26 protein-coding genes and 1 pseudogene are annotated in these 26,314 nt (G+C 62.7%); 14 read left to right on the top strand and 13 right to left on the bottom strand.

Annotated features, from left to right (window positions below; genetic code table 11):
* Positions 1–9: 9 nt before the first annotated feature.
* Positions 10–1,530: an ATP-binding protein gene (locus AB4048_RS13375; RefSeq protein ID WP_442202451.1), complete on the bottom strand. Its 1,521-nt coding sequence runs from the start codon at positions 1,528–1,530 to the stop codon at positions 10–12.
* A 178-nt stretch (positions 1,531–1,708) separates the two neighbouring features.
* The gene (locus AB4048_RS13370; protein WP_442202450.1) at positions 1,709–3,712 is read right to left on the bottom strand and encodes a HAMP domain-containing methyl-accepting chemotaxis protein; all 2,004 of its coding nucleotides are present in this window, start codon (positions 3,710–3,712) and stop codon (positions 1,709–1,711) included.
* A gap of 344 nt (positions 3,713–4,056) precedes the next feature.
* On the opposite strand from AB4048_RS13370, the gene rpmH reads away from it, so the two are divergent.
* The 5 genes and pseudogenes from rpmH (at position 4,057) to yihA (ending at position 8,172) form a co-directional block, all read left to right on the top strand.
* Positions 4,057–4,191, top strand: coding sequence for a 50S ribosomal protein L34 (gene rpmH, locus AB4048_RS13365; RefSeq protein ID WP_442202449.1), 135 nt, complete (start codon positions 4,057–4,059; stop codon positions 4,189–4,191).
* A gap of 31 nt (positions 4,192–4,222) precedes the next feature.
* Positions 4,223–4,612 carry a ribonuclease P protein component gene (rnpA, locus tag AB4048_RS13360; RefSeq protein ID WP_442202448.1) on the top strand — a complete coding sequence of 130 codons (390 nt, stop codon included), beginning with the start codon at positions 4,223–4,225 and terminating at the stop codon, positions 4,610–4,612.
* Positions 4,612–6,414 (top strand): membrane protein insertase YidC, encoded by a 1,803-nt coding sequence (gene yidC / locus AB4048_RS13355; protein ID WP_442202447.1) that lies wholly within the window; start codon positions 4,612–4,614, stop codon positions 6,412–6,414. Before rnpA ends, yidC begins: the two co-directional genes overlap by 1 nt.
* Before the next feature lie 122 nt (positions 6,415–6,536).
* Positions 6,537–7,455, top strand: a pseudogene (locus AB4048_RS13350) (DMT family transporter).
* A 57-nt stretch (positions 7,456–7,512) separates the two neighbouring features.
* The gene (gene yihA, locus AB4048_RS13345; RefSeq protein ID WP_442202446.1) at positions 7,513–8,172 is read left to right on the top strand and encodes a ribosome biogenesis GTP-binding protein YihA/YsxC; all 660 of its coding nucleotides are present in this window, start codon (positions 7,513–7,515) and stop codon (positions 8,170–8,172) included.
* A 56-nt stretch (positions 8,173–8,228) separates the two neighbouring features.
* Here yihA and AB4048_RS13340 read toward each other — a convergent pair whose 3' ends face one another.
* From AB4048_RS13340 to AB4048_RS13330, 3 genes are all read right to left on the bottom strand, one after another.
* Positions 8,229–8,786, bottom strand: coding sequence for a fasciclin domain-containing protein (locus AB4048_RS13340; RefSeq protein ID WP_442202445.1), 558 nt, complete (start codon positions 8,784–8,786; stop codon positions 8,229–8,231).
* Between the two features lie 119 nt (positions 8,787–8,905).
* A complete protein-coding gene (locus tag AB4048_RS13335; RefSeq protein ID WP_442202444.1) occupies positions 8,906–9,613 on the bottom strand; it encodes an anti-sigma factor in 708 nt (235 codons plus the stop codon).
* Positions 9,610–10,149, bottom strand: a complete 540-nt coding sequence (locus tag AB4048_RS13330; RefSeq protein ID WP_442202443.1) for a sigma-70 family RNA polymerase sigma factor — start codon at positions 10,147–10,149, stop codon at positions 9,610–9,612. The genes AB4048_RS13335 and AB4048_RS13330 overlap by 4 nt, the downstream gene beginning before the upstream one ends.
* A 169-nt stretch (positions 10,150–10,318) precedes the next feature.
* Here AB4048_RS13330 and argB point away from each other — a divergent pair, with 169 nt between their 5' ends.
* A complete protein-coding gene (gene argB, locus AB4048_RS13325; protein WP_442202442.1) occupies positions 10,319–11,206 on the top strand; it encodes an acetylglutamate kinase in 888 nt (295 codons plus the stop codon).
* On the opposite strand, the gene AB4048_RS13320 is transcribed toward argB, so the two are convergent.
* Entirely contained in the window at positions 11,207–11,971 is a 765-nt protein-coding gene (locus AB4048_RS13320) for an isocitrate lyase/PEP mutase family protein (RefSeq protein WP_442202441.1), read from the bottom strand.
* Positions 11,972–12,147: 176 nt separating this feature from the next.
* Here AB4048_RS13320 and AB4048_RS13315 point away from each other — a divergent pair, with 176 nt between their 5' ends.
* Together AB4048_RS13315 and AB4048_RS13310 are read left to right on the top strand one after the other, a co-directional pair.
* Positions 12,148–12,852 (top strand): pyrimidine 5'-nucleotidase, encoded by a 705-nt coding sequence (locus AB4048_RS13315; RefSeq protein WP_442202440.1) that lies wholly within the window; start codon positions 12,148–12,150, stop codon positions 12,850–12,852.
* Between the two features lie 107 nt (positions 12,853–12,959).
* A complete protein-coding gene (locus AB4048_RS13310; RefSeq protein WP_442202439.1) occupies positions 12,960–13,565 on the top strand; it encodes an EF-hand domain-containing protein in 606 nt (201 codons plus the stop codon).
* Between the two features lie 289 nt (positions 13,566–13,854).
* Here AB4048_RS13310 and AB4048_RS13305 read toward each other — a convergent pair whose 3' ends face one another.
* A complete protein-coding gene (locus AB4048_RS13305; protein ID WP_442202438.1) occupies positions 13,855–14,727 on the bottom strand; it encodes an LOG family protein in 873 nt (290 codons plus the stop codon).
* A gap of 209 nt (positions 14,728–14,936) precedes the next feature.
* On the opposite strand from AB4048_RS13305, the gene dapD reads away from it, so the two are divergent.
* From dapD to AB4048_RS13290, 3 genes are all read left to right on the top strand, one after another.
* Positions 14,937–15,794, top strand: a complete 858-nt coding sequence (gene dapD / locus AB4048_RS13300; protein ID WP_442202437.1) for a 2,3,4,5-tetrahydropyridine-2,6-dicarboxylate N-succinyltransferase — start codon at positions 14,937–14,939, stop codon at positions 15,792–15,794.
* A 144-nt stretch (positions 15,795–15,938) separates the two neighbouring features.
* Positions 15,939–17,129 carry a succinyl-diaminopimelate desuccinylase gene (gene dapE / locus AB4048_RS13295; RefSeq protein WP_442202436.1) on the top strand — a complete coding sequence of 397 codons (1,191 nt, stop codon included), beginning with the start codon at positions 15,939–15,941 and terminating at the stop codon, positions 17,127–17,129.
* Positions 17,116–17,715, top strand: a complete 600-nt coding sequence (locus tag AB4048_RS13290) for a hypothetical protein (protein ID WP_442202435.1) — start codon at positions 17,116–17,118, stop codon at positions 17,713–17,715. The genes dapE and AB4048_RS13290 overlap by 14 nt, the downstream gene beginning before the upstream one ends.
* A 6-nt stretch (positions 17,716–17,721) precedes the next feature.
* On the opposite strand, the gene arsC is transcribed toward AB4048_RS13290, so the two are convergent.
* The 6 genes from arsC to def all read right to left on the bottom strand — a co-directional run bounded on the left by arsC (position 17,722) and on the right by def (position 21,129).
* On the bottom strand, positions 17,722–18,129 hold the full coding sequence (gene arsC / locus AB4048_RS13285) for an arsenate reductase (glutaredoxin) (protein WP_442202434.1): 408 nt from the start codon (positions 18,127–18,129) through the stop codon (positions 17,722–17,724).
* Positions 18,107–18,916 (bottom strand): tRNA pseudouridine(38-40) synthase TruA, encoded by an 810-nt coding sequence (gene truA / locus AB4048_RS13280; protein WP_442202433.1) that lies wholly within the window; start codon positions 18,914–18,916, stop codon positions 18,107–18,109. Before truA ends, arsC begins: the two co-directional genes overlap by 23 nt.
* Positions 18,916–19,851 carry a methionyl-tRNA formyltransferase gene (fmt, locus tag AB4048_RS13275; RefSeq protein ID WP_442202432.1) on the bottom strand — a complete coding sequence of 312 codons (936 nt, stop codon included), beginning with the start codon at positions 19,849–19,851 and terminating at the stop codon, positions 18,916–18,918. The genes truA and fmt overlap by 1 nt, the downstream gene beginning before the upstream one ends.
* 21 nt (positions 19,852–19,872) lie before the next feature.
* Positions 19,873–20,292: a type II toxin-antitoxin system VapC family toxin gene (locus tag AB4048_RS13270; RefSeq protein ID WP_442202431.1), complete on the bottom strand. Its 420-nt coding sequence runs from the start codon at positions 20,290–20,292 to the stop codon at positions 19,873–19,875.
* Entirely contained in the window at positions 20,289–20,549 is a 261-nt protein-coding gene (locus AB4048_RS13265) for a FitA-like ribbon-helix-helix domain-containing protein (protein ID WP_442202430.1), read from the bottom strand. Before AB4048_RS13265 ends, AB4048_RS13270 begins: the two co-directional genes overlap by 4 nt.
* A gap of 64 nt (positions 20,550–20,613) precedes the next feature.
* Positions 20,614–21,129 carry a peptide deformylase gene (def, locus tag AB4048_RS13260; protein WP_442202429.1) on the bottom strand — a complete coding sequence of 172 codons (516 nt, stop codon included), beginning with the start codon at positions 21,127–21,129 and terminating at the stop codon, positions 20,614–20,616.
* 328 nt (positions 21,130–21,457) lie between these two features.
* Between def and AB4048_RS13255 the strand changes: the two genes are divergently transcribed.
* The 3 genes from AB4048_RS13255 to AB4048_RS13245 all read left to right on the top strand — a co-directional run bounded on the left by AB4048_RS13255 (position 21,458) and on the right by AB4048_RS13245 (position 26,243).
* Complete coding sequence (locus AB4048_RS13255) at positions 21,458–22,681, top strand: DNA recombination protein RmuC (RefSeq protein ID WP_442202428.1); 1,224 nt, start codon at positions 21,458–21,460, stop codon at positions 22,679–22,681.
* A 59-nt stretch (positions 22,682–22,740) separates the two neighbouring features.
* Positions 22,741–23,640 carry a ribokinase gene (locus AB4048_RS13250; RefSeq protein ID WP_442202427.1) on the top strand — a complete coding sequence of 300 codons (900 nt, stop codon included), beginning with the start codon at positions 22,741–22,743 and terminating at the stop codon, positions 23,638–23,640.
* 242 nt (positions 23,641–23,882) lie between these two features.
* Positions 23,883–26,243: a methyl-accepting chemotaxis protein gene (locus AB4048_RS13245; protein WP_442202426.1), complete on the top strand. Its 2,361-nt coding sequence runs from the start codon at positions 23,883–23,885 to the stop codon at positions 26,241–26,243.
* Positions 26,244–26,314: the final 71 nt, after the last annotated feature.

The following is a 26,314-nucleotide window of genomic DNA, read 5'->3' as shown; positions in this document are numbered from 1 at the left end:
TGATTTTTTTCAGTTTTCGTGAAGGGTCCGGTTGCGGTAGTCGTCGAGCGACACCGGCCGGTCCGGAATTTCGATGCGGAACTGCGTGCCCGCGGCGGGCTTTTCGACCAGCGCTATCGTGCCGCCGTGGGCGAGCACGAGTTCACGCGCGATCGCAAGACCAAGGCCGGTGCCTCCCGAACGTGCCGATCCGCGGAAGGCAGTGAACAGGTTTTCCCGCGCTTTCTGCGGCATGCCTGGGCCGGTGTCGTCGACGGTGATGCTGACGACGCTGCCGACGCGATGGGCGGCGACGGTGATCCGCCGCAGACCGTCCGCCCCCGTCTCGCCCGAGGCCATCAGCGCCTGATAGGCGTTTCGGCAAAGGTTGTGCACGACGCGGAATAGCTGCTCGCCGTCGGCATCCACGACCAGGTCCGGCGGCACCTGCACCACGAACTCGACACCGCTGTCGGGATCGATCGCCAGGATATCGCGAACTTCGCCTACCAGTTCCTGCAGCGGAATACGGCGGCGGCGCGGCGCCGATTCCGTCGCCTGGCCGTAGGAAAGCACCTCGGTCGTGTAGCCGACCGCCCGGTCGATGGTGCGCAGGAGTTTTGGCGCAAAGCGCTTGACGATGGGATCGTCGATGTCGGCCAGCCGGTCCGACATCAGCTGCGCGGACGACAGGATGTTGCGCATATCGTGGTTGATTTTCGACACGGCGAGGCCGAGGGCGGCGAGGTTTTTCTGCTGCTTCAGCGTCTTTTGAAGCTGGGTCTGCATGGAGGCGAGGTGGCTTCCAGCCACGGCCAGTTCGTCGCGTCCGCGATCGGGCACGAGAACGCGGGCCGGGTCCTCCGGATCTTCCGCATAGGCCCGCATGCTGTCCGTCAGCCGCCGGATCGGACGGATCATGATGCGGTTGATGGCAAAGAAGATCAGCGTCGCGGTGAACAGCGAGATGAGGATGGATACAAAGAAGACGTTGACGGAATAGGCGAGCATCGCCTTGCGCAGCCGCGTTTCCTTAAGCACCACCTCGATGCCGGCGGTGGAATCACCGACGGGACCGAAGACGCGGATGATACGGTCGCCGCCAAAAAGCAGCGTATCGAGCGCGTCGCGGATGGCCGTCGGTTGCGACACGGACGTCAGGTCGTATTGTTCGTCGACGGAGGAAGGCATTTCCGCGGTGGCCAGGAGCCGCGAGGTGCCGTCCTTGCGCAGCACGATGGCGCGGGTGCCCGTCGCCATCAGCGTTTCCTTTTGAAGCGAACGGGGCAATTCGGCCGGCTGCAGGCCGTCGATGACGATCGCGGCGGCGGCAGCCGTGTTCAGCCGGTCCACCAGCCAGCGCAGGCGCATATTGGCGACGGATGGCACGAAGATCAGCACTTCGGCGAGCATGACGAAGATGACTGTGAGAATGAGCAGCTTGCCGGAAAGCCCGCCGAAAATGCCGGTCGGACGCGGTGCGCGCACGGCATGGTCGCCGGGCGTTGCCCGGTCCTCGCCGCCGACCGTCTTGTCCTGCCGAACGTCCATGTCAGGTGTCCCGCTTCGACGCCACGGCGATGTTGCCGTCATGTCGTCGTCAATAGAAGCACCCTATCATAGAAGATCGCCGGTGATTTTCCAATCGCCGGCGACACGGGTTCGAAACGACAAAGGCGCCGCACCCTGAGGGCGGCGCCTTTGCCTTGCTCGAAACCGTTTTTGGCGATCAGAACTCTTCCCATTGATCTTGCGCGACGGCCGCGGCGCTGCCGCCGGCAAAGGCACGGGCGACGCTGCCCATCATCCGCCGGGCGGGCGATGCGGCGGGGCGGTGCGTGTCGGCACGGGCCAATTGCGGGCTGGCGGCTGCCCTGTCATCGACGCGGAAGCGTGAGACAAGGCCCATGAGGCCTTCGGCTTCCGCCGACAGCTTGTGGGTCGCAGCCGAGGTCTCCTCCACCATGGCGGCGTTCTGCTGCGTCACCTGATCCATCTGGTTGATCGCGGTGTTGACTTCCTGCAGGCCGGTCGATTGCTCGCGGGCAGCCGTCGCGATCGAATGGATATGGTCGTTGATCTTCAGGACGCGGCTCTCGATCTCGTTCAGAGCCTCGCCGGTCTCCTGGACGAGCTTGACGCCGACCTTGACCTCGTTGCCAGACTTGGTGATGAGGCCCTTGATATCCTTGGCGGCCGTTGCCGAACGCTGGGCGAGCTCGCGCACCTCCTGGGCGACGACGGCAAAACCCTTGCCTGCCTCGCCGGCGCGGGCCGCCTCGACCCCGGCATTCAGCGCCAAAAGATTGGTCTGGAAGGCAATCTCGTCGATGACGTTGATGATCTGGCTGATTTCGCGCGAGGCCTGCTCGATGCGGCCCATCGCCTCGACGGCGCTGCGAACGACGACGCCTGAGCGGGCGGCGTTGTCCTTTGCCTCGGTGACCATGACGCTTGCCTCCTGGGCGCGCCCGGTGGAGTTCTGCACCACGGCGGTGATCTCGTCCAGCGCCGCGGAGGTTTCCTCCAGCGCCGCGGCCTGCTGCTCGGTGCGCTTGGAGAGATCGTCGCTGGCGTGACGAAGCTCGTTCGTGCCGCCGTTGATCGTCTGCGTCGTCTCGCGGACTTCGCGCATGGTCTGTTGCAGCGTGGCGAGCGTCGTGTTGACGTTCTGCTGGAGTTCGGCGAAGCCCCCCTGGAAAGAACCGCGCATGGATTGGGTAAGATCGCCGTCGGCAAGGTTGGCTATGACGCGACGGGTCTCCGTGACCCCCTCGTCGACACCCACCAGCAGTTGGTTGATGTTGCGGGCAAAGCGGTTGAGGCTTTCGTCCTCGTAGTCCTTCTCGATGCGCTGGCTGAAGTCGCCGGCCGCGGCCGCCGCCACGACGAGCGACATGCTGGACTGCAGATCGTCGCTCTTGGCGCGCATCGCCTGCTCCTGCGCGTTCATCCGCTTCACGGCAAGGCCATTCTGCTTGAACACCTCGACGGCTGCCGCCATGTCGCCGATTTCGTCGGTGCGACCGACAAACGGGACGTCCGCATCGAAATTGCCGCCGGCGACTTCCTTGATGGCTTCGGTAACCTTCTTGATCGGACGGCTAAGATGAGCGGTTCCGACATAGAAGCCCATGCTCACGCCCGCGCCGACACCGAGCGCGACGATTGCCAGCACGACCCAGAAGACCGTGTCGCGAAATGCCGAAATATCACCGGCGACCATGGCAAGCTCGGCTTTGTCCGCCTTCACGATGGCGTCGATCTCGCCCTGGAATGCTTTGCGGTTGGCGCGGTTTGCGTCGTTGTTGCCCTGCTTGTTGGCAGCTTCGATGGTCTCCGTGGTGCCGAGACGCGCCGTCTCGGTGCGGAAATCATGGAATTCCTGAGCGCGGGCCTTCAGCTTTTCGAAATCGGCGCCTTGCGCGTCCGGGATGAGCGGCGCCCAGGCCGCGATCACCTGATCGATTTCACTGAGATCCTTGGTCAGGCCGTCGGCGAACGGCTTGGCGGCTTCGGTGCTCGCAGACACATAGATGCCGCGTGCTTCCATGACCGTCGCGGTGACGTAGCGGTTCAGTCGCTCGCCCATATAGGCGCGACTTGCCGCCTGCTCGTAAGCTTGCAGCTTGGCATCGTATTGGTGCATGGCGTAGAGCGCCGTGGCGCCGATAATTAAGGCTGCGGCGCTCATAACGCCGACAAGCAGATTGATTTTGCCGCGGATCTTCAAATTCGGTCCTCCTGGCAGCCACACAAAACGGAAGAATGGAGGGGAAACGGCTACCTTAGATATCGCTAAAGATCGGGGTAAACCGTTAATTCCGTGTTGCTTTGGCTCGAATATAAATGGGGTGGAGTTTCTTATGGTCGGCTATGCGATCGCGCGCGCCTGCGAACGCAGGGCTTCCAAGGGGATTTTGGCGAGCAAGAATTGACTCCGCCGGCCTTCGTCCGTATAAGCCGCCGCACGTTCGGCCATGCGACCCGCCAAAAGCGGGGTTTTGCCGTGCGAAAAACAACGCTCCTTGCAATATGCAAACTCAAGAAGGGCCGCACTCCGCGGTGTTTAAATAAATGAAGCGTACCTATCAACCATCCAAGCTTGTCCGCAAGCGCCGGCACGGGTTCCGTGCACGTATGGCCACCAAGGGCGGCCAGAAGGTCCTGACCGCTCGCCGCGGCCGTGGCCGCAAGCGTCTGTCGGCCTAAGGCCGCGTTGCCCGATAGCGATGGCGGGCGAATGACGAACAATCGACCAGAAAAAACTGTCGGGCGGCTGAAAAGCCGGCCGCAGTTTCTTGCTGTGCGCGAGGGCGAGAAACGCAGGGGCAGCCTGTTCCTTGTCGAAGTGCTCGACCGCAAGCTTCCCGACGCCGAACCCCGCGTCGGTTTTACCGTTACCAAGAAACATGGGAACGCGGTGGAACGAAACCGCATGCGGCGCCGACTAAAAGAGGCGGTGCGGCTTCATGCCGGGTTTGCAATGCAGCCCGGACACGACTATGTCGTTGTCGCGCGGCGCGACGTATTGACAGCGCCCTTCGATCAGCTGGCTGGCGAGATCGCCGCCCGGGTCGAAGGAAAGCCGAAACACCGGCGGTCACAACCAGACCGCTCCAGGAAAGTATGATGGAAAAGAACCGCAATTACTTCATCGCGATTGCCCTATCGGTGCTGATTGTGTTCGGCTGGCAGTTTTTCTACATGAACCCGCGCATCGAGGCACAGCGCAAGGCGCAAGAAGCCGCCCAGACGCAGCAGGTTCAGCAGTCCGAGCAATCCAAGCAGGCGCAGCCCGGCCAACCGGCCCAGACCGCAGCCCCCGCCGGCGCACTGCCGGCAGGCGGCGCGACGCCGACGACGATCAGCCGCGAGGCAGCCCTTGAACAGTCCAAGCGCGTCGCGATCGAAACCGAGGCCCTTTCCGGCTCCATCGATCTGACGAGCGGCCGCATCGACGATCTGCGGCTGAAGCGCTACCGCGAGACGGTCGAGAAGGACAGCCCGATCATCGCGCTTCTCAACCCCGCCGACACGACGGACGGCTATTTCGCCGAGCTCGGCTATATCGCCGGCGACGCGTCCGGTTCGGCTCCTGGACCGACCACGCAGTGGACGCTCAGCGGCGGCGACAAGCTTACCGAGAAGACCCCGGTCACGCTCACCTATACCAACGACAAGGGTGTTACTTTCTCGCGCACGATCTCCGTTGACCAGAACTACATGTTCTCGATCGACGACAAGATCACCAATGCCGGCCAGCAGCCCGTGTCACTTTCAAGCTACGGGCGCATCACGCGCAACAACAAGCCGGCGACGCCCTCCACCTACGTGCTGCATGAAGGCTTCATCGGCGTCATCGACAACAGCCTGATGGAAAGCAAGTACGCCGCCGTCGAAAAGGAAAATGTCACCGCGCCGCAGTCGACCGGCGGCTGGCTCGGCATCACCGACAAATATTGGGCGGCAACGCTCATTCCCCCGCAGACGACGCCGTTCGACGCCCGCTTTTCGCACTTCACCGACGGCCAGCCACGCTTCCAGGCAGACTATCGCGCCGTGCCCTTCACCGTTGCGCCCGGCCAGTCGGTCGATGTGAAGAACCTCGTCTTCGCGGGCGCCAAGGTGGTGCCGCTCGTCGACGCCTACAAGGATACCTATTCGATCCCGCGCTTCGACCGCCTGATCGACTGGGGCTGGTTCTACTTCATCACCAAGCCGATGTTTAAGCTGATGGACTTCTTCTATCACTTCTTCGGCAATTTCGGCATCGCCATCCTGCTGACGACGATCGTGGTCAAGCTCTTGTTCTTCCCGCTTGCCAGCAAGCAGTACGCCTCGATGGCGAACATGAAGCGCATGCAGCCGAAGATGGAAGAGCTGAAGGCCAAGTTCGGCGACGACAAGATGGCGCTGCAGCAGGCAACGATGCAGCTCTACAAGGACGAGAAGATCAACCCGCTCGCCGGCTGCTGGCCGATCGCGCTGCAGATCCCGATCTTCTTCTCGCTCTATAAGGTGATCTACATCACCATCGAGATGCGCCATGCGCCGTTCTTCGGCTGGATCCGCGACCTTTCCGCCCCGGACCCGACCTCGATCGTCAACCTGTTCGGCCTGCTGCCGTTCGCAGCGCCGACCATCCTGCATCTCGGCGTCTGGCCGCTGATCATGGGTGTCACTATGTTCGTGCAGATGCGCATGAACCCGACGCCGCCGGATCCGACCCAGGCGATGATCTTCAACTGGATGCCGCTGGTGTTCATGTTCATGCTGGCGAGCTTCCCGGCCGGTCTCGTGATCTACTGGGCCTGGAACAACACGCTCTCGGTGATCCAGCAGTCGATCATCATGAGGCGCCATGGCGTCAAGGTCGAACTCTTCAGCAATCTTCGGGGTCTCTTCCGACGAAAACCGGCAACCTCCGAGTAAGTCAAAAAAGCCCCGCAAAACGACAGTTTTGCGGGGCTTTTGCTTGTCGGCGCCAAAGCGAGGCTGCTACCGCGACTAGCTAGCAGCATTGCGATAGAATAAGCAGCACCTTGGGAGGGGATATGACAGACGATCGGGCGGTGGCCGGCCGGGTGGTGCAGACGGGGGAGCGCCTGGGCGCGATCCTGGTTTTCGGCTCGGCCTTCTTCTGGAGCTTCGGCGGGGCGATTTCGCGCTTTCTCCACATCGGCGACAGCTGGACCGTCGTCTTCTGGCGCGGGCTTTTCGCGGCTCTCTTCTTACTTGCCTTCATGCTGGTGCGCGACGGTCCGCGCGGCACCGTCGCGCTCTTCCGCGGCATGGGACTGCCGGGTACGGCAGTCGGCCTCTGCTTCGCATTGGCATCGACCTGCTTCATCGTCGCCATCGCCCATACGACCATTGCCAACGTCATTCTGCTCGGCGCCTGTGTTCCGCTGTTTGCGGCGCTGATGGTCTGGCTGCTTTACGGCGAACGCATCGCGCCGCTCACCTGGGCTGCCATCGCGGCTGTCATGGCCGGCGTCGCGATCATGATTTCCGGCTCGTTCACCGGCAACCTGTCGCCTTTCGGCGATGCGCTGGCGCTGGTGACGGCGGTTGCTTTCGCAACCGCAACGGTGATCACCCGCCGCTATCCGGGCGTTCGCATGACGCCTGCCGTCTGCTTCGGCTGTTTCACGGCAAGCGCAATCGCTGCCACGCAGGCCTCGGGACTGGCCGTTTCCGCGAGCGAACTCGGCATCCTGTTCATCTTCGGCACGTTCAACCTCGGGCTTGGGATGGCGCTGTTTGCGACCGGCGCGCCTGATCCCTTCCGCGCTCGCCGCGCTTTTGGGCACGGCGGAAACCATGCTTGGCCCGTTCTGGGTTGCGGTGATCCATGGCGAGGTGCCGAACGGCCAGGCTGTCGTCGGCGGGGGTCTCATCCTCGTCGCACTGTTTGCCTACCTCACCGCGGAATTCCGCCGCCAGCAGCGCGCCGCAGGCGCCACGCCTTGACATTCCTGCCCAAAACCCCGAAGCCAATTGCCGATTGAAGCGAAAGACGACAACGGCATGACTGGACTGACAGCAGCAGACGACAAGCCCCTCTTCGGGCGCCCGTGGATATTCATCCGCGGCGTGCCTTCCATGAAGTTCCTGCCGCCCGAAGGCCCGCTCGAAGTGGCCTTCGCTGGGCGGTCGAACGTCGGCAAGTCGTCCCTGATCAACGCACTCGTCGGTCACAAGGGCCTGGCGCGGACCTCCAACACACCGGGCCGCACCCAGGAACTCAACTATTTCGTGCCGGACGGCTTTTCCGGCGAAGCTGGCGACCTGCCGCCGATGGCGCTGGTCGACATGCCCGGCTACGGGTATGCCCAGGCACCGAAGGAGCAGGTGGACGCCTGGACGAAGCTCGTCTTCGACTATCTGAGGGGTCGCGCCACGCTGAAGCGCGTTTATGTCCTGATCGACTCGCGCCACGGCATCAAGAAGAACGATGAAGAGGTGCTGTCGCTGCTCGATAAGGCTGCGGTCTCCTACCAGGTCGTGCTGACAAAAACCGATAAGATCAAGGAAGCGGGACTGCCAAAGCTCTTGGCTGAAACGACGGAGAAGATCCGCAAGCGCCCCGCCGCCTACCCGATCGTGATCGCGACCTCCTCGGAGAAGAACGAGGGCTTGGAGGAACTGCGCCAGGCGATCCGCGATACGGTGGGCGCGTCCCTCTAGGCAGTTTCCGAGGGCCGCCGCCCGAAAACGAGCGACGGCCGGCGTTGCCGTAAGCTCTACATTTTCGGCAACAGCACCTTGTCGACCACGTGGATGACACCGTTCGACTGCTTCACGTCGGCAACGGTGATGTGCGCGACGCCGCCGTTCTCGTCGGTGAGTGTCAGCTTGCCGCCCTTGTCGATCGCCTTGATCGTGCAGCCGCCGACGGTCTTGAGGTCATATTCGCCGCCGGCACTCATCGCCATCTTCTTGACGGCAGCCGACAACTCGTCTCCGGCCACCACATGGCAGGTCAGGATCTTCGTCAGCTTGGCCTTGTTTTCGGGCTTCAGCAGCGTATCGACGGTGCCGGGCGGCAGCGCATCGAACGCCTTGTTGGTCGGCGCAAACACCGTGTATGGCCCGGCGCCCTCAAGCGTTCCGACAAGCCCCGCCGCCTTCACGGCCGCCACGAGCGTCGTGTGATCCTTTGAATTGACGGCGTTCTCCACGATGTTCTTGCTGGCATACATCGGCGCGCCGCCGACGACGGGGTTCTTCGCATAGGCTGTGGCAAATCCGGCGGAAAGTGCCGCGGACAAAACGAGGATGCGGGCAATGGTCTTCGACATGACGATCCCTTTCGTGTCGCCCCGGCCGATAGCTCACCGGGCGGCTGCCCGTGAGCTGCGGGGATGAAAGGGATACGGGTCCGTTCGCAAAAGAGTTTCAGCGCGATGAGGAATATCGTTCAGGGAATGCGCGCCGGGCCGGAGGCGATCACCGGGCCGGTGGGTTTGCCGCTCGGCGAGCCGCCATAGGGTTCCACGCTGACGGCAAGCACGGCGCCCTCGTCGATCCGCCCGCGCAGATTGGGCGCAACCGCGATCTCGCCCTCGCCGGTCTGAGGCAGAACTCCGAGTGCCTCTGGCGGCTCGCTGCCGCGGATCAGCCAGAGTTCCAGAGATTTTTCTTCCGGCTTGCCGGCGGCGACCGGCGTCAGCCGCAACCGCCCACTCGCCGCGTCGAAGCTCGCGACGAGATTGATCGTGCCGTTCTGAGCTGCAAGGTCGGCGACCAGCGGCTTGCCACGCACGGGCTCGCGGACGAAATCCGAATTGAAGAACGCAACGAAGGCTGCAAACGCCAACGAGACGAAGGCGATCCAGCGCCAGAACAGCAGCGAATGCCAGAGCCCCGGACGCGCGGGCCGTTCCCCGAACAGGCGCCGCTCGATCGCAGGCAGCGTCGAGGCCGACGGCAGGGAAGCCTCGTATTCTTCATTGAAAGCCGAGAGATTTTGCTCCCAGCGGCTCACGATTGCCGCGAACGGCCGATCGCTGCGCATGCGCCGCTCGACCTTTTGCCGATCTTCCAGCGAGAGCACGCCGAGCACATATTCGCCGGCGAGCACCTCGTCGCGCGACCGGCCTCCCTTGCTTTGATCGGGTGAACTCATCGGCCCAAGCACTCTCTCAGTCTGATCAGGCTTCGGCGCAGCCAGGTGCGCATCGTATTCAGAGGCACTGCGTAGCGGTCGGCAAGTTCCTGGTAGCTTAGGCCCTCGACGTAGGCGCCGCGGACGGCTTCGGCTCGATCAGCTTCCAACTCTTCCATGCAGCTGTCAATCCGCCTCGCCTGCCCTGAGGCATCGGCGCGGTCTTCCGGGCTCGGCGCGTCGTCTTCGATGTCGTAGGCGGCGTCGATTTCGTCCGCCACGGGTTTGCGGGCGCGAATGACGTCGATCGCCTGATTGCGCGCGATCGCGACGAGCCACGGCATTGCGGGACGGTCGGAAGCGGCAAACTGGTCCGCACGCTGCCAGATCCGAACATAGACATCCTGAAGAGCCTCCTCGGCGTCGGTGCTGTTCTTGAGAATACGGAGGCACACGCCGAAGAGTTTCGGGCTCGTCTTCCTGTAAAAGTCGATAAAGGCGCTCCGGTCCTGAAGCGCGATGCGAGCGATCAGGACGGCGATTTCGTCACTTGCCATTCAATGTCCCCGTCGCGACTGCTTGATGATATGGAGCAACCGCGCCTGTCAGCAAGGCATGGCGCATGCCGGCCCCTTGGCCGTGGATGCGCGGGCAATGAAAAGGCGTTATTCCATCTGTCAAAGACTTGCGATAAAAGGCCGCGATCCAATTCCCGCGAGGTAAGCCATGACCGAGTCCGAAAGCCAAATGCAGGCGCATCTTCTGGCGCAGGCGCTGCCCTTCATGCAACGCTACGAAAACAAAACCATCGTGGTGAAATACGGCGGCCATGCCATGGGCAATGCGGAGCTCGGCAAGGCTTTCGCCGCCGACGTCGCGCTTTTGAAGCAGTCGGGCGTCAATCCGATCGTCGTGCATGGCGGCGGTCCGCAGATCGGCGCGATGCTGACGAGGATGGGCATCGAATCGAAATTCGAAGGCGGCCTGCGGGTCACCGACGAAAAGACGGTCGAGATCGTCGAAATGGTGCTGGCGGGCTCGATCAACAAGGAGATCGTGGCGCTCATCAACCAGACCGGCGAATGGGCAATTGGCCTCTGCGGCAAGGATGGCAACATGGTCTTTGCGCAAAAGGCGAAGAAGACCGTCCTCGACCCGGATTCCAACATTGAGCGCGTTCTCGACCTCGGCTTCGTCGGCGAAGTCGTGGAGGTCGACCGTACGCTGCTCGACCTGCTCGCCAAGTCGGAAATGATCCCGGTCATCGCGCCCGTCGCGCCCGGCCGGGACGGGCATACCTACAACATCAACGCCGACACCTTTGCCGGCGCCATTGCCGGCGCGCTCCGCGCGACGCGCCTGCTCTTCCTCACCGATGTTCCCGGCGTCCTCGACAAGAAGGGCGAGCTCATCAAGGAACTTTCGGTTGCCGAAGCGCGGTCCTTGATCAAGGACGGCACCATTTCCGGCGGCATGATCCCAAAGGTCGAGACCTGCATCGAGGCGATCCAGGCCGGCGTCCAGGGCGTGGTCATCCTCAACGGCAAGACAGCCCACGCGGTCCTGCTCGAGATCTTCACGGAGCGTGGCGCCGGCACGCTGATCGTTCCCTGATCAGCCGCCGTAGATCGCCTCGGCCTCGCTTTTCAGCCTTGCTATCATCGCCCGGTATGGGCCGGGGCCGTGGCTGACGCGGGCAACACCGAGACGCTTCAAGGTGGCAAGGTCCGGCGTCGTCGAACGCGCCATGATGTTGACGGGAAGGGTAACACGCTCGTAGAGCCTCCCGATCAGGTCAGCATCGATGCCGGGGGCAAAGAAGCCGCTGGCGCCGGCGACTGCAAAAGCCTCGGCCCTTCGGCATGCCTCGTCCAGCAAGGCGGCGTGCTCGCTCGCGTCTGGAGCCTGCAGAAACAGGTCGGTGCGCGCGTTGATGAAGAACGGAACACCGCGCCTCTCGGCCATAGCGCGGATGGCCCTGATGCGGGCGGCCTGGACATCGATCGGATGCACGCCGTTGCCGCCGACCACCTGGTCCTCGAAATTGATGCCGACGGCACCCGCCTCGATAAGCAGCGCCACGTTCGCGGCGGTTTCCTCGGGAGCGAGCGCATAGGCGCCCTCGAAATCGACCGAGAGCGGCAGCGGCGTTGCCTGCGCGATCAGCCGGGCGATCTCGGTCAGCAGCGGCAGAGGAATTTTTTGGCCGTCGCCAAAGCCTTGTGCCGCGGCAACCGACCAGCTTCCCGTCGCGAGCGCCTTGGCGCCCGCCTCGGCCACTGCCCGCGCGCTGCCGGCATCCCAGATGTTATAAAGGACGAGCGGGTCGCCCTTGCGGTGCAGACTTGCGAACGTCTTTGCCTTTTCAATCTGATCCATCACCCTCTCTCCATCAAAACGCAAACGGGCCGCTATTTTTCCTCGCCCGAATCATCGGCGGCGAACTCCCGCATCTAGAGCGCCCGCAGGCACGTTCAATCAACCGCGCGCTATCAAGAATGCGCTGAGCTATTTCGCTTTTGCCTGCCGTCCGCCGTCATGTCATAAGAGCCGCCATGACACAGATAAGGACCATGCCGCAAAAAGCGGATTTCGCCGGCATCCACGACTGGGTGTTCGACCTCGACAACACGCTCTATCCGCATCGCGTCGATCTTTTCGCCCAGATAGACCGCAACATGACAGCCTATGTGCAGGCGCTCTTGCAACTCGAGCGCGACGACGCCCGCGCGCTACAGAAGAAGTATTATCTGGAGCATGGGACGACGCTGCAGGGTCTGATGATCCATCATGGCGTCGACCCGAACGATTTTCTCGAAAAGGCGCATGCCATCGACTACAGCGTGGTGCCTGCCGATCCGGCGCTCGGCGAGGCGATCCGGGCGCTACCGGGCCGCAAGTTCATCTTCACCAACGGCAGCGTCGGCCACGCGGAAAAGACCGCGCGTGCGCTCGGCATCCTCGATGATTTTGACGATATCTTCGACATCGTCGCGGCCGACTATGTGCCGAAGCCGGCCGGTGCCACCTACGACAAGTTCACGAGCCTCAACCGGGTCGATACCGGCAACGCCGTGATGTTCGAAGACCTGCCGCGCAATCTGCTGGTACCGAAGGCGCTCGGCATGCGTACCGTGTTGCTCGTGCCGCAAAATCTCGAAGGCGTGATGACCGAGTGGTGGGAGCGGCACAACGACGGCGACGACCATATCGACTACGTCACCGATGACCTCGCGACCTTCCTGCGTGGGCTTGCCTGAGAGCCAAAGTTACAAGAATTTCATCTATATTACAGGAGTTTAACTCGCCGTTCGCGATAGTCGGCCCTACCCTTTCAGATATTCTCGGCAACAAAAGGTAGACCGCGATGAACAGTAAAAAGCTTCTCTTGGCCGGACTGTCTTGTACCTTGCTGATCGGCGCAGCCGCGACCGCGAGCTTCGCCGCTCCGGGCGGCCCGCCTCCTGGCCACGGCCACCCCCATCGCCCGCGCGTGCAGCCTGAAGTGCTCTACATCAGGATGCTGAAGGAGTTCGACGCCAACGGTGACATGAAGATCACCAAGGAAGAGGTGTCGGTCGGCATCGACAAGATCTTCGACGAGGTCGACACAAACAAGGACGGCGAGATCACGCCCGGCGAGCTGCGCGCCTATCACGACACCCGCGTGCAGGCCTGGCGCGACGCGCACAAGAAGACCGACGACGCCAAGGCTGACGATACGCAGAGCCAGGACCGGGCTCAGAACAGCGACCAGGGCGACCGGAAAGGTGGCGGTCCGCGCGGCCACTGGATGCAGCCGGCTCGCGTGATGCGTGCAGCGATGATCTTCCACCGCGTCGACAAGGATGAGAGCGGTCAGATCAGCAAGCAGGAAGCAGAGGATGCGGCAAACCGCATGTTCGATCGCCTGGACCGCAACAAGGACGGCGTCATCACGCTTGACGATATGCCGGATCGCCCGTTCCTCTAGCCCTACCCCTTAGATCGGGTCCGATTTGAAGAAAGGGCTATGTGCAAATTCAGAGTGCTGCAGTGTCCCTAGCGCGTCATGAATGACGCGCTAGCTGTAGAGCCGGTTTGGATTTTGGTCGGGCTGCCCAAAATCTCAACGTCTGAACCGAATGGCACATCCGCTTCGTCTAAGAACATTCTCGATTTGAAGTATGGCGCCGTGAGGAACGCAGAATAACAAGACGAGCGATCCGCGGAGAGCCTCGCCCATCCACGGCGGGGCTCTCTTTTTTTAGTAAACGTCGCCATCAATGCTCGCCGGAATGTTCGTAGAAATCCGTGACGATCTTCCACGCCGCCTCGGCCGTATCGACGAAGCTGATGAGATTGATGTCATCAGGAGCGATTGTCCCGAATTCGGCGAGGGCCGCGAAATTCACGATGCCGCGCCAGAATTTCTCTCCGAAGAGAATGAGCGGCAGCCGCGCCATGCGACCCGTCTGGATGAGCGTCAGGCATTCGAAGAATTCGTCGAGCGTGCCGAAACCGCCCGGAAAGACCGCGATTGCCTTCGCCCGTACCATGAAGTGCATCTTGCGGATTGCGAAATAGTGGAAATTGAAGCTGAGCTCAGGCGTCACATAGGCATTCGGCGCCTGCTCGTGCGGGAGCACGATATTGAGCCCGATCGAGGGGGCACCCTCTTCGGCAGCGCCACGATTTCCCGCCTCCATCACCCCCGGTCCGCCGCCGGTGACGATCACATATTCATGGAAGTCGAACTTGGCGGAGTAGCGAGCGCAGAGCCTGGCGAATTTGCGCGCCTCCTCATAGTAGACCGATGCCGCTTCGAGATTGACGCGCTGCACCTCGTTGCGTGCCGCCCACGCCGCCTGGCCGGGTGCGGGAATGCGCGCGCCGCCGAACATGACGACGGTCGATTTGATGCCGCGCTCGACGAGCGCCATCTCGGTCTTCATCAGCTCCAGTTGCAGGCGGATCGGCCGCAGCTCCTCGCGGCAAAGAAAATCCTCATCCGCATAGGCGAGCCGATAGGTGGGCGACAGCGACTGCGGCGTTTTCGGCACGGCCTCGGCGCGCTGGCGGTCGGCGGAGCTCGTCTTCAAAGGATCCCACACCCCGTCCTTGCGCCGCCACTTTCCGTTTTTGCCCTTGCCCATTGCCATGCCTTTCAACGCTATTTCAAGGCGTCCGGCGAAGTGCCCGCCGTCCGCGAAGGAGCCGGGCTGAAGCGTCGCGCCGTTGCCCGATCCAGATCTACCCCAACCGGAAAAAACATTCCATTTTCCGGGCTCATGTTGTAGGAGCTAGCGACCGCATTCGCGCAATCTTCCGTCCCACGATAGCTATCGAAGTTTAAGGAATTTTCATGAGCGCCGCCGATCTCACCTCTCTCGCAGCGACAATCGAAGCCGCTTTCGACAACCGCGACAACGTCAACACCTCGACACGCGGAGAAATCCGCGATGCGGTGGAAACGGCGCTGAACCTGCTCGACGGCGGCAAGGCCCGCGTCGCCGAGCGCGGCGCGGACGGCAGCTGGACGGTTAACCAGTGGCTGAAGAAGGCCGTGCTGCTTTCCTTCCGCCTCAACGACATGGGCATCGTCGAGGGCGGCCCCGGCGGCTCTACATGGTGGGACAAGGTCCCCTCCAAGTTCGAAGGCTGGGACGAGAACCGCTTCCGCGAAGCCGGCTTCCGCGCCGTGCCGAGCGCCGTCGTCCGCCGCTCGGCCTTCATCGCGCCCAATGCCATCCTGATGCCTTCCTTCGTCAACCTCGGCGCCTATGTCGGCGAAGGCACGATGGTGGACACCTGGGCGACCGTCGGCTCGTGTGCCCAGATCGGCAAGCATGTGCACCTTTCGGGCGGCGTCGGTATTGGCGGCGTTCTGGAACCGATGCAGGCAGGCCCGACGATCATCGAGGACAACTGCTTCATCGGCGCCCGCTCTGAAGTCGTCGAAGGCTGCATCGTCCGCGAAGGCTCCGTGCTCGGCATGGGCGTCTTCATCGGCAAGTCTACGAAGATCGTCGACCGCGCCACCGGCGAAATCACCTATGGCGAAGTGCCGCCCTACTCGGTCGTCGTCGCCGGCTCGCTCCCGTCGGACAAGACCATGCCGAACGGCCTAGTGGCGCCAAGCCTCTATTGCGCGGTCATCGTCAAGCATGTCGACGCGCAGACACGCTCGAAGACCGGCATCAACGAATTGCTGCGCGACTGATCTCCGCCTGGCGGGCGGCTCGATGCTCATTGGGCCGCTCTTCACCGCACCCCGCGCGTCCAGCTCGGCGCGGGGGCGAGATATTTCTTCGCCCCGGCCGCACCCTGCCATCGCTTTGCCATTTCCCGTCGGAACACTACGTCGATGACCACAAATCCAGTCGCCAATCTTCAGACCCTCATCCGCTGCCCCTCCGTCACCCCGGCGGAAGGCGGCGCTCTTTCCGCGCTGGAAAAGATGCTGGCTCCCCTCGGCTTCAAGGTCGACCGGGTAACCGCCCGCGAAGCCGGCACGCCGGACATCGAAAACCTCTATGCCCGGCTCGGCACGGACGGCCCGCATCTGATGTTTGCCGGCCATACGGACGTGGTGCCTGTTGGCGACGAGGCCGCATGGAGCCATCCGCCGTTTGGCGCCGATATAGCCGGCGGCGAACTCTTCGGCCGAGGTGCTGTCGACATGAAGGGCGGCATCGCCTGCTTTGCGGCAGCCGTCGCCCGCTACGTCGAGAAGCATGGTGCGCCTGACGGTTCCATCTCCTTCCTGATTACCGGCGACGAGGAAGGGCCTTCGATCAACGGGACGGTCAAGCTCTTGCAATGGGCGGCCGAGAAGGGTGAGCGCTGGGACGCCTCCCTGGTCGGAGAGCCCACCAATCCCGATGCCCTCGGCGACATGATCAAGATCGGCCGACGCGGCTCGCTTTCGGGCAAGATCACGGTGCACGGCGTTCAGGGCCATGCCGCCTATCCGCATCTCGCCGACAATCCGGTGCGCACGATCATCGCGCTCACCGGGGCACTGATGGACGAACCCTACGACCACGGCACCGAGAATTTCCAGCCGTCGAACCTCGAGGTGACGACAATCGACGTCGCCAACGCCGCAGTCAACGTCATCCCCGCCAAGGCGACGGCTAGCTTCAACATCCGCTTCAACGACACCTGGACCGCCGAGACCTTGCAGGCGGCGATCGCCGCGCGTCTTGAAAAGGCCGCCGCCGACCAGAGGCTCAGACCCGGTCGTGAGCCGGCGAAATACGACCTCGTATGGTCGGAGCGGCCGAGCCACGTCTTCCTCACCCGCAGCAATTCCCTGATTGCCTCGCTCTCGTCCGCGGTCGAGAGGGTGGTCGGCCGCGCCCCGAAACTGTCGACGACCGGCGGCACTTCGGACGCCCGCTACATCAAGGACTATTGCCCGGTGGTGGAATTCGGCCTCGTCGGCCAGACGATGCATATGGTCGATGAGCGTGTGGCAGTCGCCGATCTCGAAACCCTGACGACCATCTACGAGACCTTCATCGAACGCTGGTTCGCGAATGCCGTCCTTTAGGGAAGTAAAATACTATCTGGCGGGGCTCTGGCTGCTGATCCGCATGGATCCGCGCGGCTTTTCCTATCTAGACATTTCCGACAGGGGCCTCCTGCGCTCCTTCTGGTCGATCCTCTGGTGCATTCCGCCGATCGGGCTGTCCTGGCTCTGGTGGCAACGCGCCTATCTGTCGGCAATGCCGCCTGAGACGTCGGTGGGATTTGCCGTCTTCTTCCGACTGGGGCTGGTGGAGGCTGCAAGCTGGGTCGTGCCGCCAATTCTGGCGGGCCTGCTGCTTCTCGTCTTTCGTTACGGGGAAAAATTCGCGCCGGTGGTCGTCGTGCTGAACTGGCTCGGTCTGCCGCTCGCCTATCTGAATGCGCTGCTGATCGCGCTCGTTGCCTTTGTACCGGGATCGGAGGGCTTGATCGCGCTCCTATGGCTGGCGCTGATGCTCGCCCTGGTGTTCTCCCTCGCCCGTATTCTTCGGATGATCTGCGGCGGCTATCCCCTCTTCGTCGGCGCGCTGACGCTGGTGCTCCTGGTGCCGCCAATGATGCTCACCGACTTCCTGCAGCGGTTTCTCGATATCTACCCGCCCGGGTGATTGCCATCAGACTGGCTTTCCAACCACTTCGCCGTCCTCCTTGACGAACGCGCCGATTGCCGGATTTGGCAGAATGTCGAGGACCCGTTCGGAAGGCCGGCAGAGCCGCACGCCCTTTTCGGTTTCGACGATCGGACGTTCGATCAGGATCGGGTGCGCCATCATCGCATCGATCAACGCATCGTCGCTGAGCGAGGGATCGGCAAGGCCGAGCTCGTCATAGGGCGTTCCCTTCCGGCGCAGGACATCGCGGACGGGTACCCCCATCGCGTCGATCAACGCGATCAGCCGTTCACGCGACGGCGGTGTCTTCAGATATTCGATGACCACCGGCTCCTCGCCCGATTGCCTGATCATCGCGAGCACGTTGCGCGAAGTGCCGCAAGCGGGATTATGATAGATCGTCGTCGCCATCGCTTTCCTCCTCTACCTTCACCCGCCGCTCCGTGATCACGTCCGGATAGTCCACCTGCATGAAGTAGAGCCCTTCCGGCGGCGCCACCGGACCGCAGGCCTTGCGGTCGCGCGCCTCGAGCGCGCTGCGCACGTCGTCAACAGTCCACTTGCCCTCGCCGGCAAGCTTCAGGGTGCCGGCAAAGGAACGGATCTGATTGTGCAGAAAACTCTGCGCCGTTGCCCTGATCTCGATCAATTCGCCGTTGCGGGTAACGTCCAGCCTGTCGAGCGTGCGCACCGGGCTGTTGGCCTGGCAATGCACCGAACGGAAGGTGGAAAAATCGTGCCTTCCGACCAGCGTCTGCGCCGCGGCGTGCATGGCCTCGTGGTCGAGCGCCTTCGGCACCCACCACGCCTTGCCCGCCTCGATCGCGAGCGGCGCCTGCCTTGAAATGATGCGGTAGAGGTAGTGCCGGCGGAGTGCGGAAAAGCGCGCGTCGAAATGCTCCGTCACCACCTCGACGTTGAGTATGGAAACCCGCTGGCGGCCGAGCCTCAGATGCGCATTCAGCGCATTCTGCAGCTTGAAGGGCAGCCATTCCTTCGAAAGGTCCGCGTGGATCACCTGCCCCATGGCATGCACGCCGGAATCGGTGCGGCCCGCGCCGCGGATAGAGACGGTCTCGCCCGTGAGCGAGAGGACAGCTGCCTCGATCGCGCCCTGCGCCGACGGGCCGTTGTCCTGCCGTTGCCATCCGACATAGGGGCCGCCGTCATATTCGACGGTCATCCGGTAGCGCGGCATCAGGCGAGCCTCGTGCCGGGCGCCACGGGCGTGCCGCGAAGAAAATCGGATACATCGAGCGGCTTGCCGCCGGCTTTCTGCAAGCGCGTCAGCTTGACCGCGCCGGTGCCGCAAGCGACGGTCAGATCGGCGTCCAGCACTTCGCCAGCCGGCCCTGCCCCGTCGGCAAGCTCGGAGCCCAGCACCTTTATCCGCTCGGCGCGGCCGGCGATATCGAGCTCGAACCATGCCCCCGGAAAAGGCGCCAGCCCGCGAATGTGATCGTGCACTTGGGCCGCGCCGAGGGAAAAATCGATACGGGTTTCTCCCTTGTCGATCTTGGCAGCGTAGACGACGCCTTCGTTCGGCTGCGGCGTCAGCGGCAGATCGTCCATTTCGAGTTTCACCATCGCTTCCGCGATCGCCTTGGCGCCGACATGCATCAGTCGGTCATGCAGTTCTCCGGCCGTCATGTTCTTGCCGATCGCCACCTCGCGGGTCAGCGCGACCGGACCCGTATCCAGGCCCTTGTCCATCTTCATCACCATCATGCCGGTCTTTTCATCGCCGGCCATGATCGCGCGCTGGATGGGGGCCGCCCCTCGCCAGCGCGGCAGCAGCGAAGCATGGCCGTTGTAGCAGCCGTCGCGTGTCCCGTTGAGGATTGCCTCGGGCAAAAGCAAGCCGTAGGCGACAACGACGGCGACATCGGCGCCGAGCGCGCGAAAGCGCTGGCGTTCTTCCTCTTGCCTGAAATTGACAGGGGTCAGCACTCTCAGGCCGAGCAGCTCCGCCGCCTGATGGACGGGCGATTTCTGCAGATCGAGCCCGCGGCGCCCGCCCGGCCGAGGCGGCTGCGTATAGACGGCGACGATCTCATGACCGGCATCGAGCAGCAGGCGCAGAGTGGGAACCGAAAATTCCGGCGTTCCCATGAATATGATGCGAAGAGACATTCTATCTCGCCAGTTGAAAGATCAGCCGTCTTCAAACGGGTTTACGAGCTTGAGATCAAGCCCTTCGAAGTCTTTTGTATTGCGGGTCGCGAGCGTCGCGCCATGCGTCAGGCAGATGGCGGCGATCATGGAGTCCTTGGTTTCCATTGGACGACCCGCTTTTCTACGCTTCGCGGATAACAGCCCGTAGCGATTAGCCGCCTCCAGGGAAAAGCTGAGGATCCGCCCGGAAAACTCGGCTTCGATGCGATTAAAGTCAGAGACGAGTGCCGCTTTGCGCCGCCCATCCTCCAAAAGCTCCAGGCCGTAGCGCATCTCCCCAATGGCGATCGTCGTCAGGTAGAGCGTGTCGATCTCATAGCCGTCCAGCCAAGCCAGTATCCGTTCGCCGTGTGTGCGGCCTTGCACTTCGCAGATGACGTTGGTGTCTAGAACGATCATCTGTCGAAGCGAGGCGGATCGCGATCCGTTTCGCGGCGCGACACGGCAACGGCTTCTATTTCATTGTCGCTCAGTCTTTCCTCACCGATCAACGCACGCAGGCGTTGCCCGGCCACAGTATTGGCCCGCTCACCGGCGATTTGTCGGCGCATGATTTCGATCGCCTCCTCGGAGAGACTGCGGCCATTGCGCTGCGCGCTCACCTGAAGCTCACGCTTCATTGCATCCGGAATATCGCGGATTAGAAGATCGCCCATTCGGCACCTCCACATGATATCATTGATATCATAAGCGCCCGGCACCGCATTTTCAATGCTTCGATCAGAGCGCCTTGGTCTTTGCCGCCTTGGTGAACTTCTTAACGACCATCTCGCGCTTCAGCCGCGAGATGTGATCGATGAACAGAACACCGTTCAGATGGTCGATCTCGTGTTGCAGGCAGGTGGCGAGCAGACCGTCGGCGTCGACCAGATGTTCCTTGCCGTCGCGGTCGAGATACTTGACCTTGACGGTCGCGGGCCGTTCGACCTCTGCGTAATAATCCGGAATGGAGAGACAGCCTTCCTCGTAGACGGAACGGTCGTCGGAGGAGGCAATGACTTCCGGATTGATGAACACCAGAGGCGTTTTTTCTTCGCCCTCGCGGGAAACGTCGATCACCAGCATGCGACGCGGGACGCCGATCTGCACGGCTGCGAGGCCGATGCCCGGGGCGTCGTACATCGTCTCCAGCATGTCGTCGGCGAGGCGCCGGGCATCGTCGTCGACGCGTTCGATCGGCGCGGAAACCTGGCGCAGCAGCGGGTCGGGCAAAATGATGAGAGGCTTGATCGTCATTTGCCTCCCATAACCGATCTTTTCCGTCGAGGGAATTCTCATCGTGCGCCCGCACGTCGTTTTTTGCTGGATCGGCTCGCGGAGGCCGCGTCGCGCCCTCAGGCTGCGCGGCGGCTGCGTTAGCTTCACCCGCGTGTCTAATTCGTTGCGCAGCAACCGTGTCTCGTCGGAGCGCCGTTCAACCATCGCCGCATTCTGTGTGATCGTGTCCTGCGATATCGGCCGATTGGTAAACGGTGAGGGCGAAATATGTGCGCAATGGCCCGAAGCGCTAACGATGTTCACGTTTTGATCTAGACCTCGGCGACGATCTTGTTATGCTGCCCGCATGACGCTTCCCCACGACTCACTCGCCATGTCGTTCATTCTCTTCGGCCAGCCGATTTCTGGCGAGTTGCTGATCGGCGCGTCTGCCGTCCTGTTGCTGGTTTGCCTGACAGGCGCATTTGTTCGCGCGGCGAAGGCGCGGCAGGCGGCGCGCGAAGCGGCAATTCGCTCTGATGACGCCGAGCGCGGCATGGCGGAGCTGCTGCGCGTCCAGTCCGAGATGCAGGGGCGGCTTGCCGCCATGACCGAGGTCTTCGGCGCGCGGCAGTCGGAGCTCAACCAATCGGTCAGCCAACGGCTGGATGGAATGTCCGAGCGCGTCGCTTCGACGATCACCGAGCAGACGAAGTCGACACACGAGAACCTGCGGCGTCTGCAGGAGCGCCTTGCGGTCATCGACGCCGCCCAGACCAACATCCAATCGCTCGCGAAGGATGTGGTCGGCCTGCAAGCTATCCTCTCCAACAAGCAGACGCGCGGCGCGTTCGGCCAGTCCCGCATGGAGACGATCGTCGCGGACGGCCTGCCGATGGGCGCCTATGCGTTCCAGCATACACTCTCGAACGGATCGAGGCCCGATTGCATCGTTCGCATGCCGAACGGCGCCCCACCTCTGGTGATCGACGCCAAGTTTCCGCTGGAGGCCTGGAATGCCATCCGCGCGGCCGACAACCCGGAGGCGGCCACAACCGCTGGCCAACGGTTCCGTCGGGATATGGAAGTGCACATCCGCGATATCGCGGAAAAATACCTCATCCAGGGTGAAGCGCAGGACACGGCTTTCCTCTTCGTACCGTCGGAATCGATTTTCGCGGAAATTCACGAGAGGTTCGAAGGGATTGTGCAGCGGGCGCATCGCGCGCGGATCGTGATCGTCTCCCCTTCTCTATTGATGTTGTCGATCCAGGTGATCCAGGCCATCCTCAAGGATCAGCGCATGCGCGAACAGGCGCATGTGATCCAGAGCGAGGTGGTGGCGCTGATGACGGACCTTTCACGGCTCGACGAGCGCGTGCGCAAGCTGCAGGGGCATTTTGCAATGGCGCAGAAGGACGTCGACATGATCATCACATCTGCCGACAAGCTCACGCGTCGGGGTGAAAAGATCGAGGCGCTGGAATTCGAGACTGTCGGCGAAAAAGCAAAGGATGCACCGTCCGAGCCCGCAAGGAGCGTCGAAAGTCGCACCGGCCTTCTGAAGCTGCGGGTGGTTGACGAGGACTGACGCCTTCGGCAGTCTCCCATCACAACTGAGCAAGACCGGCAAAGACGGCGGACCTTTTCATGATCACAGTTTTCGGCTCCATCAACATGGACCTCATCGCCACGACCGAACGGCTGCCGAAGCCCGGCGAGACCGTGGCGGGCAACGGTTTTTCGACGGCTGCGGGCGGCAAGGGCGCCAATCAGGCATTGGCCGCGCGGCGCGCAGGTTCGGTCGTGCATATGGCCGGCGCCGTCGGCAACGACGGCTTCGCCGCACCGGCCCTTGCACTGTTGGATGAAGCCGGCACCGAGCTGGCTGCCGTCAAGCGCGTCAGCGAGCCGACCGGTACGGCGCTCATTCTCGTCGGCGGCGACGGGGAGAACATGATCGCAGTCGTCCCCGGCGCCAACGGCACCGTTACCTCCGCCGACGCCAAGGCTGTAGTGTCGTCAATGCGTGCCGGCGACACGCTGATGCTGCAGTTCGAGGTTCCGCCCTTGGCCGTCGAAAGCGCGCTTTCGGTCGCAAAGGCAAAGGGCATCCGCACAATTCTCAATCTTGCGCCGCTCATCTCCGATGCCAAACGTCTCGGGCGGCTGGCCGACATCGTCATCGCCAACGAGACCGAATTCGAGCTGTTGGCGGGCCAAAGTGAGATGACGGCAGCCGATCGCGAGGAAGCGATGCAGCGTTTGCACGCCGAGACCGGACAGACGCTGATCGTCACGCTTGGCGGCGACGGTGTCGTCGCCGTCCGCGACGGTGCGCTCTCGCGTGCCAGCGGGCTGACCATCCAGCCGGTCGACACGGTCGGCGCCGGCGACACGTTTTGCGGCTATTTCGCCGCCAGCCTGGACCAGGGGCTTGATTTTTCCGCGGCACTTCGCCGCGCAGCCGTTGCCGGATCGCTCGCCTGCCTCAAGCCCGGCGCACAACCCTCTATTCCGCTTGTAGCGGAAGTCGCGGCGCGAACTTGAAGTGTGCTTTTCTGTCGCGTTTTAGCTATTGGCGGGCGCGAATGAACTAAGTACCCGTTTTCATCTATGCGCATTCAGTAAAATGCGATTAATGATTTTTTTGCAGTTATTGGCGATGTTTTTCGGACTTGCCGGCAGTTCGTTCCGGCAGATGTCCCGGCGGCTCCATGACGGAGCCATCTCGTGCCGACCTAGCTTCGGATAATGTTCATCCGGCGCGGTGTTTGTTTCCAGAGGAAATAATGTCGATTCTTCGTATGAAGTCGCTTGCGGCCAAGCTTATCGTGGTCACGGGACTTGCCATCGCGCTCGTGCTGCTCGTCTCCAACTTCTTTCTGATCTCCCAAACCCGCGCTCGCGTCGAGACGCTGACGATGGACCAGGCCAACGCCCAGGCAAAGGCGATCGCCAGCGACATCGCCGCCGATGTCGGCCAGCTCGTAGGCGCCGCCCGCGCCATGGCAGGCAGCATCAGCCGCGGCCACGAGGGCAAGTATCTCGACCGCAAGGCAACGATGGACATGCTGAAGGCCAACGTCGAGCGCAACGCGTTCGCCTTCGGCAGCTGGTTCGCCGAGGAGCCGAATGCCTTCGACGGCCAGTCGCCGAAGCTGGCCGGCCAGAGCGACATGGGCGGCAGCAAGGACGGAACCTTCAACGCCTACTGGACCAAGACCAAGGCCGGCGGATTCAGCTTCTCCACCTTCGAATCCGACTATGCCGCCGAGTGGTACTCGCTCGCCGCCAAGAGCCAGAAGGGCGCGATGAGCCAGCCCTACACCGAGACCTCCACCGGCGACAGTGTTTCGATGACCTCCATCGCCTTTCCCGTGCTTTCGGGCGGCAAGTTCATCGGCGTCAGCGGCGTCGATATCAGCCTGACGGCACTGTCGCAGAAGCTGGGCGGCGTACACCCCTTCGGTTCGGGCCGCGTCTCGCTGCTTTCGCAGGGCGGCAAATGGGTCGTCGCGCCAATACCGGATCTGCTGATGAAGGCCTATGACGGCCAGGGCGCCGACATTGTCAAGAATGCGCTGGCGACCGGAACTGTCGGCCTTATCCGCGATCTCAACTACGACGGCAACGAAACCTTCGACCGTGTCGTCTATCCATTCGCTCTGCCTGATGTGAACACCACCTGGGTTGTCCTCGTGGACGTGCCGCATAGCGCCGTGGCGGGTCCGATCCGCGCCCAGACCTACATGATGGTCGTCGGCGGCCTGCTGGTACTCGCCGCCGTGATGCTGGCTCTCTATTTCGCCGTCCGCGCCTTCGTACAGAAGCCGCTTGGCGGGCTTGTCGCAAGCGTCAACAGCCTCAGCGCCGGCAACTATGCCGATCCCGTCGCGGGCCAGGAGCGCGCCGATGAAATCGGTTCTGTCGCCAAGGCTCTGGAAGGCTTCCGTTTCGCGCTCGCCGATACCCGCCGCCTTGAAGCCGACGCCACCGAGCAGCGGCAAGCCGCCGAAGGCGAACGCAATCGCTCCGAGGCCGAGCGCGTGGAAGCCACCAATCTCCAGCGCCGCATCGTCGCAACCCTCGGCAACAGCCTCGCCGAGTTGTCGCAGGGGAACCTCGCGCACCGCATCGCCGAGGATTTCCCCGGCGAGTACGCCAAGCTGAAACTGGACTTCAACGGTGCGCTGGAAAGCCTCGAGGAAACCATCCAGACGATGAACCTCAGCGTCGGCAATATCGGCAACGGCACCGGCGAAATCAGCAACAGCGCCTCCGACCTTGCAAAACGCACCGAGCAACAGGCGGCAAGCCTGGAGGAGACGGCAGCGGCTCTCAACGAACTTACCGCCCAGGTGAACTCCAGCGCCGAGAACGCACGCACAGCAGCGACCAGCGTCAACTCGGCTTCCGAGGACGCCTCCAAGTCCGGCGAAATCGTGCAGCAGGCAATTGCATCGATGCACGGCATCGAGCAGTCCTCGCAGGAAGTCTCGCGCATCATCGGCGTCATCGACGAGATCGCCTTCCAGACCAACCTTCTGGCGCTCAACGCCGGCGTCGAAGCCGCGCGCGCAGGCGAAGCGGGCGAGGGTTTCGCGGTCGTCGCCCAGGAAGTGCGCGAGCTGGCTCAGCGCTCTGCCACCGCCGCAAAGGAAATCAAGACGCTGATCAACACCTCGGCCGGCCAGGTCAAGGAAGGCGTCGATCTCGTCGGCCGTGCCGGCAGCGCACTCCACAAGATCGCCGGGCAGGTGATGGAGATCAACGGCCTGATCCGCCAGATCTCCGCCTCCGCCAGCGAGCAGGCCATCGGCCTTAAGGAAATCAACTCGGCAATGAACCAGATGGATCAGGTCACCCAGCAGAACGCCGCGATGGTCGAGGAAGCAACCGCCGCCAGCGTGGCACTGAACGACGAGGCCCAGATGTTGACAACTCTTGTTGCCCGCTTCCGCATTTCCGGCCACCACGCGGTCGTCGGTTATAATGCCACAGCGGTTCTCCATGCCACCGCTCAGAAGATGCGGGCTCCCGTTGCAAGCCGCGCGGCGCCCTCCCGAGCCTCCGGCGCTCCCGCCCGCCGCCCATCGCCGCAAGTTCAGGGCGCCAACGCCCTTTCTCAGGATGACTGGCAAGAGTTCTGAGCCGCAAGCCCAGTCGACAAAACGCCGCCGGAGCGATCCGGCGGCGTTGTTGTTTGTGCTGCGATTTTCCA

It is taken from the genome of Rhizobium sp. RAF56 (assembly GCF_052113965.1).
In the GTDB taxonomy this organism is placed as follows: Bacteria; Pseudomonadota; Alphaproteobacteria; order Rhizobiales; family Rhizobiaceae; genus Rhizobium.
The sequence above is the reverse complement of the archived record's forward strand: the minus strand, read 5'-3'. Positions and strand labels throughout refer to the sequence as shown.